This is a genomic window from Streptomyces tubercidicus, from assembly GCF_027497495.1.
Classification (GTDB): domain Bacteria; phylum Actinomycetota; class Actinomycetes; order Streptomycetales; family Streptomycetaceae; genus Streptomyces; species Streptomyces tubercidicus.
This window is the reverse complement of record NZ_CP114205.1, coordinates 743,813-759,776: the sequence shown is the minus strand read 5'-3', so window position 1 is coordinate 759,776 and position 15,964 is coordinate 743,813. Positions and strand designations below refer to the sequence as shown.

Below are 15,964 nucleotides of genomic sequence, written 5' to 3'. Positions count from 1 at the left end.
CCGCATGCCGATCATGAAAGTCCGCGTGAGGGATCGACGTCAACGCGCGACCACCATCTGAGACATGGACTTCTGATAGGGGCCCAATAGTCCGGCATGTCCTTGCGCGAATGGCTACTAACCGCCGGTAACGCAAGCCCAACACGCCTGAAACGACACGGAGTTATGCCGGACGGACGGGCGAGCACGGGACCTGCCGGGGGGGCCGTGCCCCGGCGGGCTCAGGGGGTGGGCAGACCGCCCGGACGGGCAGGGCGGCCGAAGCGAACCGGCACACCGGGGGAGTACAGCACGCTCACCGGCGGGCCGACCGGCGACGGCAGCCCGGCGGCGGTCACCAACTCATCCTCACAGTGAAGGAGTTCGGCCCGGTGCAGCGGCCAGCGCGGGTGGATATTGGGCAGATACACCGGTCGGCCGAAGAAGGCGTTGTGCATGCCCCAGCGGGCGGTCAGGAAGTGTTCGAGGGCGGTAGGCTCCTCGATCCGCTCGCCGATGCGCACCGCGATCCGGCAGCGCGCCCCGCGCGGACCCGGCCAGCGTCGGCTGCTGGTGTAACTGATGGTGTCCGCGTCACGGTGGATCGCCATCTTGGCCCACATGTAGGGCATCCGGAAGGCACTGCGGGCGACGGCCACCGGCAGCAGTCGCGATGCCTCCAACGAGCGGAACACCACGCCGCGTCGGCCGTGCCGGTCCACCGAGTAGAGCCGCACGTTGGTCTCCGGAAAGGTGCCGAGGTACGGGATACCCGGCACCCTGAACCAGCCCACCCGGTGCATCTGGAACGCCACCAGGCCGATGTAGGTGAGCCCGTCGTAGGTGTCCGGCACGGTCCCGGCCGGCAGCAGCGGCGCCACGTCCGCAGGGTCGGCGGCCCAGTGCAGGAACGACAGGTCGAGCCAGGACTGGGTGAGCAGGGTGTCCGGAACCTCGCGCACCGGATCGGGCGTTATCGGCTCCGCAGGGGCAGGAGAGAGCGACATCACGTCAGCCTCGCACACCTCTACAGCTGGTCGCGTTGCCGAAGGCGTACGGGACGTCGTCCCCGTGAGCGGCGCCCAGGGTGGGGCCTTGCCAGGTGACGTCGTACAGCCAGGTGAGGCCGCCTGAGTGTGCGTGGGACCGGGCGACCGATCGCACAGCGGGCCCTGTTTGACCTTGACACGATGACAAGGTCTTCACTGCTTGCCGAGGAGGTGGTCTCGATGACGATCACGCGAGAGAACACGGATGGGATACGAGCGCTTCAGGGGCTGGAGGACGACCGTTCGTCCGTACGCCTGCGGGCTGCTCTGGCGGTCGGCACGACACCTGACCCGCGCTTCGTCGACACGCTCATCGAACGATGCGCGATCGAGCCCGAGTTCTTGGTCCGCGACATGCTGACCTGGGCGCTCACCCGCCACCCGGTGTCCATGACGCTCCCCGCGCTGGTCCGCGAAGTCCGCTCGGAGCGTGCGCAGGCACGGAGCCAGGCGCTGCACACGCTGTCCAAGATCGGGGACCGGCAGGCGTGGCCGGCGATTACCCGGGCGCTGTTGGCCGACGCCGATGACGAGGTGGCGCGGAGCGCCTGGCGGGCCGCGGTCGTGCTCGTGCCGGAAGGCGAGGAGTCCGCCTTGGCCGCGGTGCTGGCGACGCAGCTCGGGCGCGGTGAGCGGGAGACCCAGCTGAGTCTCAGCCGGGCGCTGGTCGCGCTGGGGGAAGTGATTCTGCCGGCACTGCATGCGGCGACGACGGCCCCCGGCGAGCGCGTGCGGGCGCACGCGCTCGCCACCCAACGGCTGCTGCGCGACCCGGACACCGGATTCGAGTTCGCGATCGACGAGGCGAAGCGCGTCGTGGCCCTCGGCGGGTCCGGCCAGGCGGGAGGGTAGGACGTGTTGATCGGTGAGGTGGCGCGGCGGTCCGGGGTCAGTGCCCGCATGCTCCGGCACTACGAGTCGCGCGGCCTGGTGCGCCCTTCGGGTCGTACGGGCTCCGGTTATCGGGAGTACTCCGCGGAGGACATCCGGCGGATCTTCCATATCGAGAGCCTGCGGTCGCTGGGGTTGTCGCTGCGCGAGATCGGGCGCGCGCTGGACGATCCCGGCTTCACGCCCTCGGCGCTCGTCGACGACCTCATCCGTCAGACGCGCGAACGCATCGCGGCGGAGACCGAGTTGCTCACACGGCTGCGCCGGATCGATGCCGCGGACCCCACCGGCTGGGAGGGCGTCCTCCAAGTCGTCGCGCTCCTCCAGGCCCTGGGGTCGAAGAGCGCCGACGCGCGCCAGCGCGCGGCCCTTTCCTCGGTCGACGAGGTTCCGGTGCCGGTGGAGGCCCTGGTCGAGGCGGCACTGAGCGAGAGTGATCCGAACGTCGCCGGAGCCCTTCGATGGGCGCTGGCGCGATCCGGCGACGGCGGCCCGGCGACACTGCTGGCGGAGGGCCTCGGCTCACCGGAGGCCGCAGTGCGGGAACGCGCCGTTCAGTCCCTCGCCGAAATGCCCGACGGCGAGGCCACCGCGCGGCTGCGGGACGCTCTCGCACACCCCGACGCCGTGGTCCGCGGCTATGCGGCACTGGCGCTCGGCGCACAAGGAACGGCCGATGCGATCCCGACCCTCATCGACATGATCGTGGCGGGAAGGAACGACACCGACGCAGCCGATGCACTGAGCGTGCTGGCGAGCGACACCGCGACGGCGGACCAGATCGCGACCGGCCTCGTCGACCGCCTCACCCACGACACCGCTGAAGCGCCTGCCCGCGGACGGCTGACCCAGGCACTGGCGGGCATCCCGGGGACAACAGCCGCACGTGCCCTCATGGAGCTGTCACATGACGAAGACCGTGCCGTCGCGCTGACTGCCACGTACCTTCTTCAGCTACGCGATGCCCGGTGACGGGCCTCTCCTGGGTGCCGCGAATGCGGGGCGGCGGGTGGCGGGGCCAGGACTGATCACCGTCCACTCACCGTCCACCGAAGAGGGGCGGCGGCCGGGCCAACTCGCCTGCCGGAGTCTTCCGGTACGGGGCTGAACGCGGCAGGGCGCGGAACGGCCTCAGTCGTCCGTTCCGCGCCCCGTACCGCACACCCGCCGGGCCCCTCAGCCCGGCGGCGATCCAGGGACCCTCAGGCCTGGTCGTATGTAGTGACCTCTGCCTGCTGCACGAGCTGACGGGAGTAGGCGTCCGGAGCGAAGAAGGCGGGCAACTCCCTTGCGAGCACGTTCCGTTCGAAGATTTCCCGCACCTCCTCGATCCGCGCCCAGGGGTACCGGGCTCCCAGGGCGGCGATCTCCTCGTCGAGGAGGCCGAGCACCGTGTCCCGGTCGACGGCGCCGTGCCGCAGCCACTGCCAGATCTGCGCACGGGCGATCTCGGCGGCCGCCGCGTCCTCCATCAGCCCGTCCAGCGCCACGGCTCCGCTGCCGCGCAGCCAGGCGTCGAAGTAGCGCAGTGCGACGGCGATGTTGGCCCGCACGCCGTCCTCGGTGGGCGGTCCCGTGGTGCGCCGGACTCGAACGCAACGGCCGCACCGCCCTGCTGACCCTCAATCGCCCCAAGGCTCTCAACGCCCTCAGCCTCTAGGGCATGACCGAGGTCGTCGCGGCGACCGAGGCCCTCGAACGGGACCCGGACATCGGCTGCATCGTCCTCACCGGCTCACGACGAAGCCCTCACAGTCGCCGAAACCGTCGCGGGCATGTCCCTCCCCGTCGCCATGACGGCGAAAGAGGCGGTCGCCCGCTCCTTTGAAACGAGCCTGACGGAGGGGGTGCGCTTCGAACGGCGGCTGTTTCACGCGGTGTTCGCGACGCTGGATCAGAAGGAGGGGATGGCGCCTTCGTCGACAGGCGGCCACCGGAGTTCGTCCACCGCTGAGAGACGAAGCGCCGTCGGTGTGGGCCAGGTGGGCCGCGGGGGACGGACGGCCCACACCGAAGGGCGGCGCAGCGCAGCCCCGTTGGAAGCTGAACGCCGAGGTGAAGGAGCTGACGCGGGACGCCCACAGGATGCCCCTGCATGAGCACCCGGAAAAACAATCTCAACCGCAGGCCGGGCACCTATATCAGTAGGATCCGCCACATGTCAGAAACGATCAACAATGAACCGACCCGAAATGACGGTCGCCGCAGCCGACCCGCCCGGGACCAGGTCATCGACCGCATCGCCGACCACCTTGCCGCCCGGCAACCAGGCCATCCGCTGCGGGTCGCGGTGGACGGCATCACCGCCGCGGGAAAGACGACGCTCGCCCGTGCCCTCGCCGCCGCGGTAGCCGACCGGGGCCGACCGGCAGTCCACCTGTCCATGGACGGCTTCCATCACCCGCGTGCCCATCGTCACCGGCAAGGCCGCGACTCCGCGATCGGCTACTACCAGGACGCCTACGACTTTCCCGCGTTCGCGCGATGCGTCCTCGCCCCTCTGGGGCCCGGCGGCGATCGCCGCTACCGCAGCCGCATCATTGACCTGGCCAGCGACCAGGCCATTGACGAACCGCCTGTCACCGCCCCCGCCGACGCAATCCTGGTGGTGGACGGCAGCTTCCTGCAGCGTCACGAACTGGCCGGCCTCTGGGACGAGGTCGTGTTCGCCGACACCAGCTTCCCTGTCGCACGCCAACGCGGCACCCGCCGGGACACCCAGCTGTTCGGCAGCTGCGCACAGGCTGAGCACGCCTTCGACAATCGCTACCACGCCGCCTGTCGGCGCTACCTGGCCGAGGTCGACCCAGCCGCGCACGCGACCATCGTGGTCGGCAACGACGACCTCGATCACCCTCTGCTGCGGCGGCTTGGCGTCGAGCACACCGACACAGACCAGTGGTCCTGACTTTGGCCCGGGGCGCCGGGTGGCCGCGTCCTGTTCGACAACCGCATCACTCACCACTACGCCCCCGAAAGGCCCACCGCACTCACGCCACGGCCACGGCCACGCCACCGCAGTCACCGCTGACCGCGACAACGGGACTCCGTCCGCCCGTACTTGGGGGTCCGCCCGCACTTGGGGCGTGAGCCCGGCCTGGCCGGCCCGGCCGGGGTGAGGGTGACGGCGGGCAGGGTCAGCCTCCGTGTGCGGTGAGGGTGTAGCCCTCGGGGCCTTCGAAGGAGAACATCGGCCCGAAGGGGCTGTCCCTGATCGGGGTGAGGATCGTGATCCCGGCAGCGGTGAGCTGGTCGTGGAGCTGGTGGGCGTCGGAGGTCTGGAACCAGAGCACGGTGCCGAGTCCGGGCCGTGTGGTGTCGGCGAGGTCGACACCCGGAAGGAGCTCGCGGACGGCGAAGGGGGTCGGCTTGGTGTCGAAGACGACCGCGTGGGGTGGCGAGACCGCGGCCCGGCGCAGACCGAGGTGCTGCTCGCAGAAGTCCGCTGCCGCGTTCAGGTCGCGCACTTGCAGGGCGACGAAGTCGGGGCCGTCGATGGTGGCAGGCATGGGTCTCCTCGAACTCGATGTCAGGGTTTTGACATAGCGGAGGCTAGGGCGGCCGAGTCACGTATGTCAAAATGCTGACATGCTGGAGAACGAGTCGGCCGAACCGCCCCACCCCACGAAAGACGTCACTCACCACGTGGGATACCTGCTCAAACGCACCCAGGCCGCCCTCCGTGGGGCCATGGACAAGGTCCTGCGCGAGCACGGCCTGACCGTGCCGCAGTACGCCACCCTCGAACTCCTGGCCCTGCACCCCGGTATGTCCAACGCCGACCTCGCCCGCGCGACCTTCGTCACCCGGCAGTCCGGAAACGTCGTCCTGCGGGCCCTGCAGGAGGCGGGACTGATCACCCGCCCCGCCACCGCCGACCACGGCCGCGCCCGGCCCGCCCACCTCACCGAGGAGGGCAACGCGCGCCTGACCGCCGTCCAGGCCGCCGTCTACGCCATCGAACAGCGCATGGTCGAAGCGATCCCCGCGCAGCGCCTAGCAGTGCTCCTCGCCGACCTCGACCGCATGGCGACAGCACTGGAGGAATGACCCCACTCCCGGGTCGAGGCTTCGTGGTCGGTCGTGGCGGGGCCGAGCGGAGTAGTCGGTACGGACGGGCGGGGGCTGAATGCCATCCAACGAGGGGCGAGAAAAGGCAACCGGTGGTGCACAGGGTCTGCCGCCACCGCAGCCAGGTGCCCGACGTTTCTCACTGCTTGCGGGTGAACCACGAGACCACACCCTCGCGCCGACCGAAACTGGACGATCTCGTCCGTTACTGTCCGTTCTTGTGCCTTTGAGCTGTGCGTTTGTGAATCTCAAGCCCGGCGTCGGTAAGACGACGAGTGCTGTGTGGCTGGCCCATGCGCTTCACGAGTCGGGACTGTCGCCGCTGCTGGTGGACGGTGACCCAGCCTCTTCCGCGCTGCGCTGGAGCGAGCTGGCCGGTGGCTTTCCGTTTCCGGTGATCGCCCTGCCGGTGGGGGACGTCCACCGTCGCGTGAACGACTTCCTCGGCAACCGGCAGGCCGTCGTGCTCGATGCGCCCCAGCTGGAGGACCATCCCCGCATTACCCGCAGCATCATGAGGTACGCCGGCGAGTGGATCGTGCCCGTGACCCCCGCCCCCATCGAACTGGACCGGATGGCACCCATCCTCGGCGAGATGGCGGACGTGCAGTCCCTGCGTGCCGAGCCGGCCCGCTCGGCGGTGCTGCTCAATCGCACCAACCGTCCCGATGCCACGCGCACCGGGCCCGATGCGGACGCTCGCGAGGCACTCACCGAGCGGGGGTTCGAGGTGCTGGACACCCACATCGCGCGACTCGACCTGTACGCCCAGTCTTTCGGGAACCCGGTCCAGGCCAAGGGCTCGGCGTACATGGACTTCGCGGAGGAACTGATCAAGCGTCAGGAAGAGGCATGAGCCAGCGCAAGGAAAGTTACCGTGCGGCATTGCAGCGCGGACGGGACGTTGCCGCACCCCGGCCCACCAAAGTCACCACGCTACAGAGCAGATACCTCCGGGTGACCGTCGAGGTCGATCCCGACCTGCGAGGTGATCTGACGCGATGGATGGGATGGCCGGTCTCCTCGGTAGTGTTCGCCGGCGCTACCGTCCTGCGCACTCTGGCCGCCACCGCCGGCTGGGTCTCTCGGCCCGGAGGCCAGTCTCCGTCCGCCCCGCGCGAGGTTCCGGATTCGCGTCGCTGACCAGCCGGCTCGCACGACAGGGGCCGGGGCCCTGCCTCTGGGGCTGCCGACGCGCACCGTGGGCTCAACCCGGCGAAATGGCCTACCCACATCGCACACCGCAGGCGACGGGGCCGTGCCGGAGGTCGCCACCCGCCTCCACGGTCCCGGTCTCCCGCCCCAAGCTCGGCCCGTGCCTTCGTGACGAGCGGGGGCCGTACGACGCAGCGCTACTCCCTGACCGGGTCGGCGCCCGGCCGCTTGACGATCCGATCGCCGACCTCGATCGACTTCCAGAGCCGGCGGCTGATCCGGACCTTCCCGGATTCGCCATCGGCAAGGCGGACTTCGACGAAGTGGTACATGTTCGAACCGTCGAGCATGCCCCGGGACTTATGGGTGACGATGCCTTCCCAGTGGTCGTCTCGTTCGATATTGCGAGATGTGTACATGCTTGGGAGCTTACGAGGATCGGCAGCCGCCCCAGCAGGTCCTTGAGTCATGTCCTGGGGATGACATATGTCCTGCCAGGCCGCTGCGGCCGTTCACTGCCGGGAGCCGCGTGCGGCCTGGAGTGCCCTGTTCCAGTGCGGCGAAGGCTGCGGCATGGCTAGCTCCGGGACTTCGCTTCGCCGCCTGCGGATCCGCTGGGAGATACTCGACGACATCCCCAAGGCATTCCTCACCCTCGGGTGCGCACCGCGGCTGTGACGCGGTCGCCGCGCAAGTCTTCGCCGAGCAGGGGCTGGACACCGCGCCGGCCGCTATCGCCAAGCAGGCGGGTGTCGGTGTCGGCACGCTCTACCGGCACTTCCCGACCCGAGAAGCCCTCATCGACGCGGCCTACCGGCACCAGCTCACCCTGGTGTGCGGGAAGGCATCCGGCCTCCTCACCCGGATCCCGGTCGCTGAGGCCACCCAGGTGTGGATGGAACACTTCCTCGACTACGCCACGACCAAGAGCGGTATGTCCGCGGCACTCAACGCGGTCATCGCCTCCGGCGTCGCCCCGGCGGCGTCGCCTATTCCGCGCAGCACAGCACCAGAGAGCAGGCCCGTCGACTCATCGCCCTCCTCACGGACGCGCTGACCGCGCACTCGCCTGCAGACTGAACCCAATGGACGGGCAGTCGCCTGAACGGTTCGACCGAGCGATCACGACGGGGAATCCGAAGCCGGATTCACATCGGCATGACGAACGGTGAAGCGGAAAAGCCGGACAGTCCGCTGCCCCGGTGTGACACACCGGGGCAGCGGACTTCTTGACGCAGCGTCGGCGGGATGACTCCTCGCCGGGTGGAGAGTGGTCAGCGGCTGTAGATGGGCATGATGGTCTCGCTGTCGTCGCACCACACCTCGTGGTATCCGTTCGCCTGGGCCTGCGGGAGTTCCGCCGCTTCGCACGCCGCCTTCGACGGGTACTTCAGGGCGCCGACGGGGACCCAGCCGTCGCCGGGCGGAGGGGCGGCGGAAGCGGTGGTGGCGGTCAGGGGAATGGCGACCGCTGCGGCACTGACAGTGAGACCGACACCGATACGGGTACGCCACGACTTCATGGTGATCTCCTTGCTTGTTATTGCGTCTCCGAGCTGGTCCCGCTCAGAGAGGGTCTTGTCTCATGCCCAGGGCTGTACCGAGGTGGTCAGCCGATGGGGCTGACGAACGCCGCCGGGCGGGCACTTACGCGTGGGCGCTGATCACGCCGCCGTTGCTGAGCACGATGTAGATGCCGTTGGCGTTGAGGCCGACGTCGTGCTGGTTCGTCTCCAGCGTGGCGGCTACGCCGTCGTGGCCGATGATCTGTGCGCGGTACCGGAGTTCGCCGATCTTTGTGACCTTGGCCGTCCAGCCGCCCGCGAGTTTGAAGGTGCCCGGTCCCTGGTGTCCGCCGCCCATCCAGGAATGGACCTGGCCGTCCAGGGTGAGCGTGACGAACATGTCGTTGGCGTCGAGACCGTCGTCGTGCCCCTTCGTCTCCAGCGTCGCCAAAACCGAACCACGGGCGACGATCTTGGCGCGGTAGTGCTGGTCGCCGAGCTTGTAGATCTCGGCCTTGCTGATGCCGTCCGCCAGGCGCTGGGTGCGGACCGGGGATGCCGCCTTGCCGCCGTTGGCGGTGCGCGCGCTGCCCGCCTGCTGGCCCGACTGCTTGTTCGCGACGACCGCCTTGGCGTCGGTGCTCTGCAGTCCGGACCAGCCCGAGGCGGTGGCCTCGCCGGCGGCCGAGCTCGCGTGGCTCGCGGACTTCGCGTCGGCGGCGTCCGAGCCGGCGCAGGCGGTCAGGGTAAGGCCGGCGGCCGCGGTCAGGGCCGCGGCGGCAATGCGCAGAGTGCGGCGACGAGCGGTGCGGACGGTGGTGCTGGAGCTCATTTCGGGTCCCCCAGGACAGTTGGTCAGTGTCGTTGTTCCCCCGGTACGTCACCCACTCTGATCGGGGCCGCTAGCGCACGGCTGCCGCTCCGCTAACACCCGGCTAACACGCCTATGAGAAGCGGAAGGACGCCAAGGAGGCCCCGAAGAGCAGCACGTGGACGCCCAGTTGGAAAAGGAGCAGCCGCAGGTCGGGGTCGGCGCGAAGGGTGTGATGGTCCCGTCGGTCCCACCGCTGGACGACGCCCCCTACTTGCTACTTGCTACTTGCTGTCTGCGATATCGGAGCGCTCAGGCTGACGGATTACCGTCCCCAAAGGGCGACTTGGCGGCTGTTAGTGAGATCAAGCCCTGGTTAGCGGGCTATGTCATGAATTCGCAAAGGCGTCGGGCGTGGGGCAACGTGTGGGGCGGCCGGCTCATCTGGATAGTCGGCGAGGCGCACCGGGCGCCTTCGCGAGGGGGCGGGTCTCACCATATGGGGGATCCGCGGGAGGGAAGTCCATGACCAGGACGAAGAAGACCGGGGTAATGGCGCGGGGCGGTCGTGTGGCCGTGATCGGTGCGCTGGGTCTGGCCTCAGTGGCTCTGGCGGCCGGGCCTGCGTTCGCCAAGGGGAGCGTGGACATTACGGCGCCGCACACGGCACAGGTCGGCAAGACCATCACGATCAAGGCGCACGGCGGCGATGACAGCGCCGGCTTCCTGCACCAACTGTGCCTGGAGGAGAAGGGCTTCGGCCAAGGGTGGCACCAGGAGAACTGCAGCGCCGCGGTCAAGGGCGATGCGCAGGTCACCGCACACGGCACGTCCGCACGCCGCGGCGACCTGCAGTTCCGCGCGGTGCTGTACGGCCTGACCAGCCCGCACGACCAGAATCCCGTGCGTCTGCACGCCTCTGACGTGGTGACGGTGCACGTCCGCTGAGCCGGCCGGCAGCGCGGCCGTGGACAGCCGGTACGACCACTGCTGCCCACGGCAGCGCACCGAATCGCTTCTGGGGAGAGCGCCCCGGCGCCTTGCGGGCCGGGGTGCAGCGCTGAACTGGCCCTATCGTCATGGGTGTTCCTGACGGCGCTCACGCCGCGGCGACCTGGTCCACTAGCTAGTGCCGCATCAGGCAACGTTCGCCCTGCACGGGCCTCCGGTGAAAGTCGAGTGCGAGACGTCCCGCTCCTTGGCCATGATGTGGATCATGACTGTGTACGTCGACAATCCTGCTCGGCTCGGTGAGAGTCGTCTGTCTGATGGACGGTTGCTTGGTTGGGCCGAGTGGGGGCCGTTGGACGGGGTGCCCGTTCTGTTGTGTCCGGGTGCGGCTACGAGCCGGTGGCTGGGCTTTGGCGCGGGGGTCGTTGAGGCGCTTGGAGTGCGTCTTGTCTCTGTGGACCGGCCAGGACTCGGTGCCTCAACACCTGCGCCCGGCCGGACCTTCTCCGACTTCGCTGGCGATATTCGGCAACTCTGCGCGCTGCGAGGGCTGGGGCATCCGGCCGTGGTCGGGAACTCACAAGGCGCGCCGTTCGCTCTCGCCTGCGCTGAGGAGGGTGTGGCCTCGGTACTGGCTGTCGTCTCCGGCGCGGATGAGGTCGCCGCGCCGGAGTTCGCTTCCGCTCTGGCGGCGGACCTGCGTGGCCTGGTTGAGCGGACCGCGTGCGACCCGGTCGGCGCCGAGGAGTTTTTCGCGGGCTTCACTGCGGATGCGATGTGGGGCATGGTCATGGACGGGAGCCCAGGGTGCGACCTCGCCGTGTATCAGGATCCTGATTTCGCGGCTGTTTACCGCAGGGCCTTGGACGAGGGTTTTGTTCAAGGTGCTGCTGGTTACGCCCGCGACACGGTCCTGTCCATGGGGCGGTGGCCGTTCGCCCTCGACAAGATCACTGTCCCGGTCGAGATCTGGTACGGCGAACAGGACACCAGCCACTCGCCCGATAACGGAGCACTGCTCGCTACCCGTATGCCCGGTGCTCATCACCGTGTCGTACCGGGGACCGGCGGCGCGCTGCTGTGGACACATTCCGAGTTGATCCTCACTTCGCTTCTTGCGAAGGCCACGACCGACCGGTAGGCGACCGGCTCATGGCAGCGCCGAGATGTGAGGTGTGCGCTGTGCCGGACGCCCGATCGCCATCAAGCTGCGCGGGTGGCAGCACAGGCGCATGGCCGTAGTGAAGATCGCCGACCTTGCGAGCCATCCTGGCCACTCTGCCGACCGACGAAACAGCGGCCGTTTCCCTGATCGGCGACGGGGCGGAGGGGATCGCCGGAGGCCCGAGGAAGTATCTCCTGGAGCACTTCGACGCCCTCCGCGAGTTCTACCGTGATGCATCCCAACGGCACCTACTTCTTGTGCTCTGGTGGGACTGAAGCAAGCCGCTCCCAGCGACGGTGCACCGCAGCATCTGGGGAAGTACCTGAACTTTCCCAGGGGAATCGCGCGAGCGTCCTCCACAGCGGACCATCCCGTGGGCACGGGGACCACAGACGGTGACCAGGGGGTTCAGATGCGCATGGAGTCCGACTGCGCTGAAAGGTGCAAATGTGCTGGTCAGGGCCTCTTTCCCAGCCTCGATGATGCCCATGCTGTGCGAAGGACCACACCAGCCCCTCCGGCCGCTGCTGCTCTAGCCCAAACTGCCGCCGACCTGCTGAAATGCTTCCTACGAGGGCCGTCGGTCAAGCGCCGGTCCGGGAGCAATCGTGATCTTGGCGTCAGTGAGCTGAATGATGAGGCCAGGTTCGGTAATAAGTCACTCGGGTCCGGCGTGCGATCTGCCCGTGGCGGACAGCATGGTGTCCGGCAACGGCAGGCTGAAAGGTATCGAGAATGTTCCGCAAGGTACTGGTCGCCAATCGTGGTGAGATCGCGATTCGCGCTTTCCGCGCCAGCTATGAGCTGGGTGCGAAGACCGTTGCCGTCTTCCCGCACGAGGACCGCAATTCGCTGCACCGGTTGAAGGCCGACGAGGCACATGAGATCGGTGAGCCGGGGCACCCCGTGCGGGCCTATCTCTCGGTGGAGGAGATCATCCGTGCCGCGCGCAGGGCGGGGGCGGACGCGGTGTACCCGGGCTATGGGTTCCTGTCCGAGAACCCCGAGCTCGCGCGTGCGTGCGAGGAGGCGGGCATCACGTTCGTCGGGCCGAGCACCGACATCCTGGAGCTGACCGGGAACAAGGCCCGCGCGGTGGCTGCGGCGCGTGCGGCGGGCGTACCGGTGCTGGGTTCCTCGGAGCCCTCCACCGACGTGGACGAGCTGGTTCGTGCCGCCGAGGACATCGGCTTTCCCGTGTTCGTCAAGGCGGTCGCCGGCGGCGGAGGACGCGGTATGCGCCGCGTCGAGGACCCCGAGACGCTGCGTGACTCCATCGAGGCGGCGGCCCGCGAGGCCGCTTCCGCGTTCGGTGACCCCACGGTCTTCCTGGAGAAGGCCGTCGTCGACCCCCGTCACATCGAGGTGCAGATCCTCGCCGACGGGGACGGCAATGTCATCCACCTCTTCGAGCGCGACTGCTCGGTGCAACGCCGGCACCAGAAGGTGATCGAACTCGCCCCGGCGCCGAACCTCGACCCGGATCTGCGCGAGCGGATCTGCGCCGACGCCGTGCGGTTCGCCCAGCAGATCGGCTACCGCAACGCGGGCACCGTGGAATTCCTGCTCGACCGCGATGGCAACCACGTCTTCATCGAGATGAACCCGCGCATCCAGGTCGAGCACACGGTGACCGAGGAGGTCACCGACGTCGACCTCGTGCAGTCACAGCTGCGTATCGCCGCAGGTGAGAAGCTGGCCGACCTCGGTCTCACACAGGACACGGTCACCCTGCACGGCGCCGCGCTGCAATGCCGTATCACCACCGAGGACCCCGCCAACGGCTTCCGCCCGGACACCGGCAGGATCAGCGCCTACCGGTCGCCGGGCGGCTCGGGGATCCGTCTGGACGGTGGCACCACACACGCCGGTACGGAGATCAGCGCGCACTTCGATTCGATGCTGGTCAAGCTCAGCTGCCGGGGCCGGGACTTCAACACCGCCGTCGGCCGGGCCCGGCGCGCCGTGGCCGAGTTCCGGATCCGCGGCGTGGCCACGAACATCCCGTTCCTGCAGGCCGTGCTCGACGACCCGGATTTCCGGGCCGGGCGGGTCACCACCTCGTTCATCGAGGAGCGCCCGCATCTGCTCACCGCGCGGCACTCCGCCGACCGCGGCACGAAGCTGCTCACCTACCTCGCGGACGTGACGGTCAACAAGCCGCACGGCCCACGGCCCGAGCTGATCGATCCGACCAGCAAGCTGCCGCTCCTGCCCGACACCGAACCGCCCGCCGGCTCCCGGCAGCGGCTCGCCGAACTCGGCCCGGACGGGTTCGCCCGGTGGCTGCGCGAGTCACCGGTCATCGGCGTCACCGACACCACCTTCCGCGACGCCCACCAGTCACTGCTCGCCACCCGGGTCCGCACCAAGGACATGCTCGCCGTCGCCCCGGTGGTGGCGCGGACCATGCCGCAACTGCTGTCCCTGGAGTGCTGGGGCGGCGCCACCTACGACGTCGCGCTCCGCTTCCTCGCCGAGGACCCCTGGGAGCGCCTGGCCGCACTCCGCGAAGCCGTGCCGAACATCTGCCTGCAGATGCTGCTCCGCGGTCGCAACACCGTCGGCTACACGCCGTACCCGACCGAGATGACCGACGCCTTCGTACGGGAGGCCGCGGCCACCGGCATCGACATCTTCCGGATCTTCGACGCGCTCAACGATGTCGGGCAGATGCGGCCCGCCATCGACGCCGTACGGGAGACCGGGACGGCCGTCGCCGAGGTCGCCCTGTGCTACACCTCGGACCTGTCCGACCCGTCCGAGCGGCTGTACACCCTGGACTACTACCTCCGTCTGGCCGAGCAGATCGTGGACGCCGGAGCCCAGGTCCTGGCCATCAAGGACATGGCGGGGCTGCTCCGGGCGCCGGCCGCCGAGACGCTCGTCTCGGCCCTGCGCCGCGAGTTCGACCTGCCGGTGCACCTGCACACCCATGACACCGCGGGCGGCCAGCTGGCCACCTACCTCGCCGCGATCCGGGCCGGCGCGGACGCGGTGGACGGTGCGGTGGCTTCCATGGCCGGCACCACCTCGCAGCCCTCGCTGTCGGCGATCGTGGCCGCGACCGACCACTCCGAACGGCCCACCGGGCTGGATCTCAAGGCGGTCGGGGATCTGGAGCCGTACTGGGAGAGCGTCCGCAAGATCTACGCGCCGTTCGAGGCGGGCCTGGCCTCGCCGACCGGCCGCGTGTACCACCACGAGATCCCGGGCGGGCAGCTCTCCAACCTGCGCGCACAGGCCGTCGCGCTCGGCCTCGGCGACCGCTTCGAGGACATCGAGGCGATGTACGCCGCGGCCGACCGGATGCTGGGCCGCCTGGTGAAGGTGACCCCGTCGTCCAAGGTGGTCGGCGACCTGGCCCTACATCTGGTGGGCGCCGGGGTGGCGCCGGAGGACTTCGAGGCGACACCCAACGAGTTCGATATCCCCGACTCCGTCATCGGCTTCCTGCGCGGTGAGTTGGGCAACCCGCCCGGCGGGTGGCCGGAGCCGTTCCGCGGCAAGGCGCTGGAGGGCCGCGCCGAACCCAGGCCCGTACAGGAACTGACCGAGGACGACCGTGCCGGACTGGAGAAGGACCGGCGCGCCACGCTCAACCGGCTGCTCTTCCCCGGGCCGACGCGTGAGTTCGAAACCCACCGTCAGGCCTACGGTGACACCAGCGTGCTGGCCAGCAAGGACTTCTTCTACGGGCTGCGTTCCGGAACGGAGTACGCGGTCGACCTCGAACCGGGCGTACGGCTCCTGATCGAGCTGGAGGCCGTCGGAGAGGCCGACGAACGCGGAATGCGCACCGTGGTGTCCACCCTGAACGGCCAGCTGCGGCCGATCCAGGTACGTGACACCGCCGTGGCCTCCGACGTACCGGTGACGGAGAAGGCCGACCGGGGCAACCCCGGCCACGTCGCCGCACCGTTCGCCGGAGTGGTCACGCTCGCGGTAGCCGAGGGCGACGAGGTGGAGGCAGGCACCACCGTCGCCACCATCGAGGCGATGAAGATGGAAGCCGCGATCACCGCTACGAAGTCCGGGCGGGTGGCCAGGCTGGCGATCAACCAGATCCAGCAGGTGGAGGGCGGGGATCTCCTCGTCGATATTGGGTGATTCGGTTCTCGGTGCGGCCGCGCTGAGTTGAACCCTTCCGACGGCCCGGCAGCCTCATGAGGCTGCCGGGCCGCTGCGGCATCCAGCGAGGGCCGGGGGTCGACGAACATCGGAACGGAAACCGGCGCTAAGCCCTCGTCGCTCATGGTCGGTAGTGAACGGGGCATCGACCGCAGGGCCAGCCTGAAGTCGTTCCACGGATAACACCCCAATATCTGCGGTAGCTTGATTCGTCACCTGCGGTGACGTTCTTCGGCCGCTGCGTGAAGCGGCCCTG

At 69.0% G+C, this 15,964-nt stretch carries 15 protein-coding genes and 2 pseudogenes; 11 read left to right on the top strand and 6 right to left on the bottom strand.

Translation table 11 applies throughout. From position 1 onward, the window contains the following. Positions 1-221: 221 nt before the first annotated feature. Positions 222-986: a YqjF family protein gene (locus STRTU_RS03455; RefSeq protein ID WP_159742170.1), complete on the bottom strand. Its 765-nt coding sequence runs from the start codon at positions 984-986 to the stop codon at positions 222-224. Between the two features lie 222 nt (positions 987-1,208). On the opposite strand from STRTU_RS03455, the gene STRTU_RS03450 reads away from it, so the two are divergent. Continuing rightward, on the top strand, positions 1,209-1,880 hold the full coding sequence (locus STRTU_RS03450) for a HEAT repeat domain-containing protein (RefSeq protein WP_159742169.1): 672 nt from the start codon (positions 1,209-1,211) through the stop codon (positions 1,878-1,880). A 3-nt stretch (positions 1,881-1,883) separates the two neighbouring features. Beyond that, positions 1,884-2,891, top strand: coding sequence for a MerR family transcriptional regulator (locus STRTU_RS03445; protein WP_159742168.1), 1,008 nt, complete (start codon positions 1,884-1,886; stop codon positions 2,889-2,891). Between the two features lie 230 nt (positions 2,892-3,121). On the opposite strand, the pseudogene STRTU_RS03440 reads toward STRTU_RS03445, so the two are convergent. Then, positions 3,122-3,508, bottom strand: a pseudogene (locus STRTU_RS03440) (malate synthase A); the annotation flags it as partial. Between STRTU_RS03440 and STRTU_RS03435 the strand changes: the two are divergent. Next, positions 3,448-3,873, top strand: a pseudogene (locus STRTU_RS03435) (enoyl-CoA hydratase-related protein). The pseudogenes STRTU_RS03440 and STRTU_RS03435 overlap by 61 nt on opposite strands. A gap of 141 nt (positions 3,874-4,014) precedes the next feature. Continuing rightward, positions 4,015-4,827 (top strand): nucleoside/nucleotide kinase family protein, encoded by an 813-nt coding sequence (locus STRTU_RS03430; protein WP_218039287.1) that lies wholly within the window; start codon positions 4,015-4,017, stop codon positions 4,825-4,827. 229 nt (positions 4,828-5,056) lie between these two features. Here STRTU_RS03430 and STRTU_RS03425 read toward each other — a convergent pair whose 3' ends face one another. Continuing rightward, complete coding sequence (locus STRTU_RS03425; RefSeq protein WP_159742166.1) at positions 5,057-5,428, bottom strand: VOC family protein; 372 nt, start codon at positions 5,426-5,428, stop codon at positions 5,057-5,059. 79 nt (positions 5,429-5,507) lie between these two features. On the opposite strand from STRTU_RS03425, the gene STRTU_RS03420 reads away from it, so the two are divergent. Both STRTU_RS03420 and STRTU_RS03415 read left to right on the top strand, forming a co-directional pair. After that, positions 5,508-5,969 carry a MarR family winged helix-turn-helix transcriptional regulator gene (locus tag STRTU_RS03420; RefSeq protein ID WP_159742165.1) on the top strand — a complete coding sequence of 154 codons (462 nt, stop codon included), beginning with the start codon at positions 5,508-5,510 and terminating at the stop codon, positions 5,967-5,969. Between the two features lie 262 nt (positions 5,970-6,231). Next, the gene (locus STRTU_RS03415) at positions 6,232-6,846 is read left to right on the top strand and encodes a ParA family protein (protein WP_159742164.1); all 615 of its coding nucleotides are present in this window, start codon (positions 6,232-6,234) and stop codon (positions 6,844-6,846) included. A gap of 496 nt (positions 6,847-7,342) precedes the next feature. On the opposite strand, the gene STRTU_RS03410 is transcribed toward STRTU_RS03415, so the two are convergent. Further along, entirely contained in the window at positions 7,343-7,564 is a 222-nt protein-coding gene (locus STRTU_RS03410; protein ID WP_159742163.1) for a DUF7489 domain-containing protein, read from the bottom strand. A 110-nt stretch (positions 7,565-7,674) separates the two neighbouring features. Between STRTU_RS03410 and STRTU_RS03405 the strand changes: the two genes are divergently transcribed. Beyond that, a complete protein-coding gene (locus tag STRTU_RS03405) occupies positions 7,675-8,202 on the top strand; it encodes a TetR/AcrR family transcriptional regulator (RefSeq protein ID WP_246240088.1) in 528 nt (175 codons plus the stop codon). Between the two features lie 217 nt (positions 8,203-8,419). Here STRTU_RS03405 and STRTU_RS03400 read toward each other — a convergent pair whose 3' ends face one another. Both STRTU_RS03400 and STRTU_RS03395 read right to left on the bottom strand, forming a co-directional pair. Continuing rightward, complete coding sequence (locus STRTU_RS03400; RefSeq protein ID WP_159742162.1) at positions 8,420-8,668, bottom strand: hypothetical protein; 249 nt, start codon at positions 8,666-8,668, stop codon at positions 8,420-8,422. A gap of 124 nt (positions 8,669-8,792) precedes the next feature. Beyond that, positions 8,793-9,482: a hypothetical protein gene (locus STRTU_RS03395; RefSeq protein ID WP_159742161.1), complete on the bottom strand. Its 690-nt coding sequence runs from the start codon at positions 9,480-9,482 to the stop codon at positions 8,793-8,795. A 504-nt stretch (positions 9,483-9,986) separates the two neighbouring features. Here STRTU_RS03395 and STRTU_RS03390 point away from each other — a divergent pair. The 4 genes from STRTU_RS03390 (at position 9,987) to STRTU_RS03375 (ending at position 15,687) form a co-directional block, all read left to right on the top strand. Beyond that, entirely contained in the window at positions 9,987-10,409 is a 423-nt protein-coding gene (locus STRTU_RS03390) for a hypothetical protein (protein ID WP_159742160.1), read from the top strand. A gap of 268 nt (positions 10,410-10,677) precedes the next feature. After that, positions 10,678-11,553 carry an alpha/beta fold hydrolase gene (locus STRTU_RS03385; RefSeq protein WP_218039286.1) on the top strand — a complete coding sequence of 292 codons (876 nt, stop codon included), beginning with the start codon at positions 10,678-10,680 and terminating at the stop codon, positions 11,551-11,553. Between the two features lie 116 nt (positions 11,554-11,669). Continuing rightward, a complete protein-coding gene (locus STRTU_RS03380; protein WP_174878801.1) occupies positions 11,670-11,852 on the top strand; it encodes a hypothetical protein in 183 nt (60 codons plus the stop codon). 460 nt (positions 11,853-12,312) lie between these two features. After that, a complete protein-coding gene (locus STRTU_RS03375) occupies positions 12,313-15,687 on the top strand; it encodes a pyruvate carboxylase (RefSeq protein WP_159742159.1) in 3,375 nt (1,124 codons plus the stop codon). Positions 15,688-15,964: the final 277 nt, after the last annotated feature.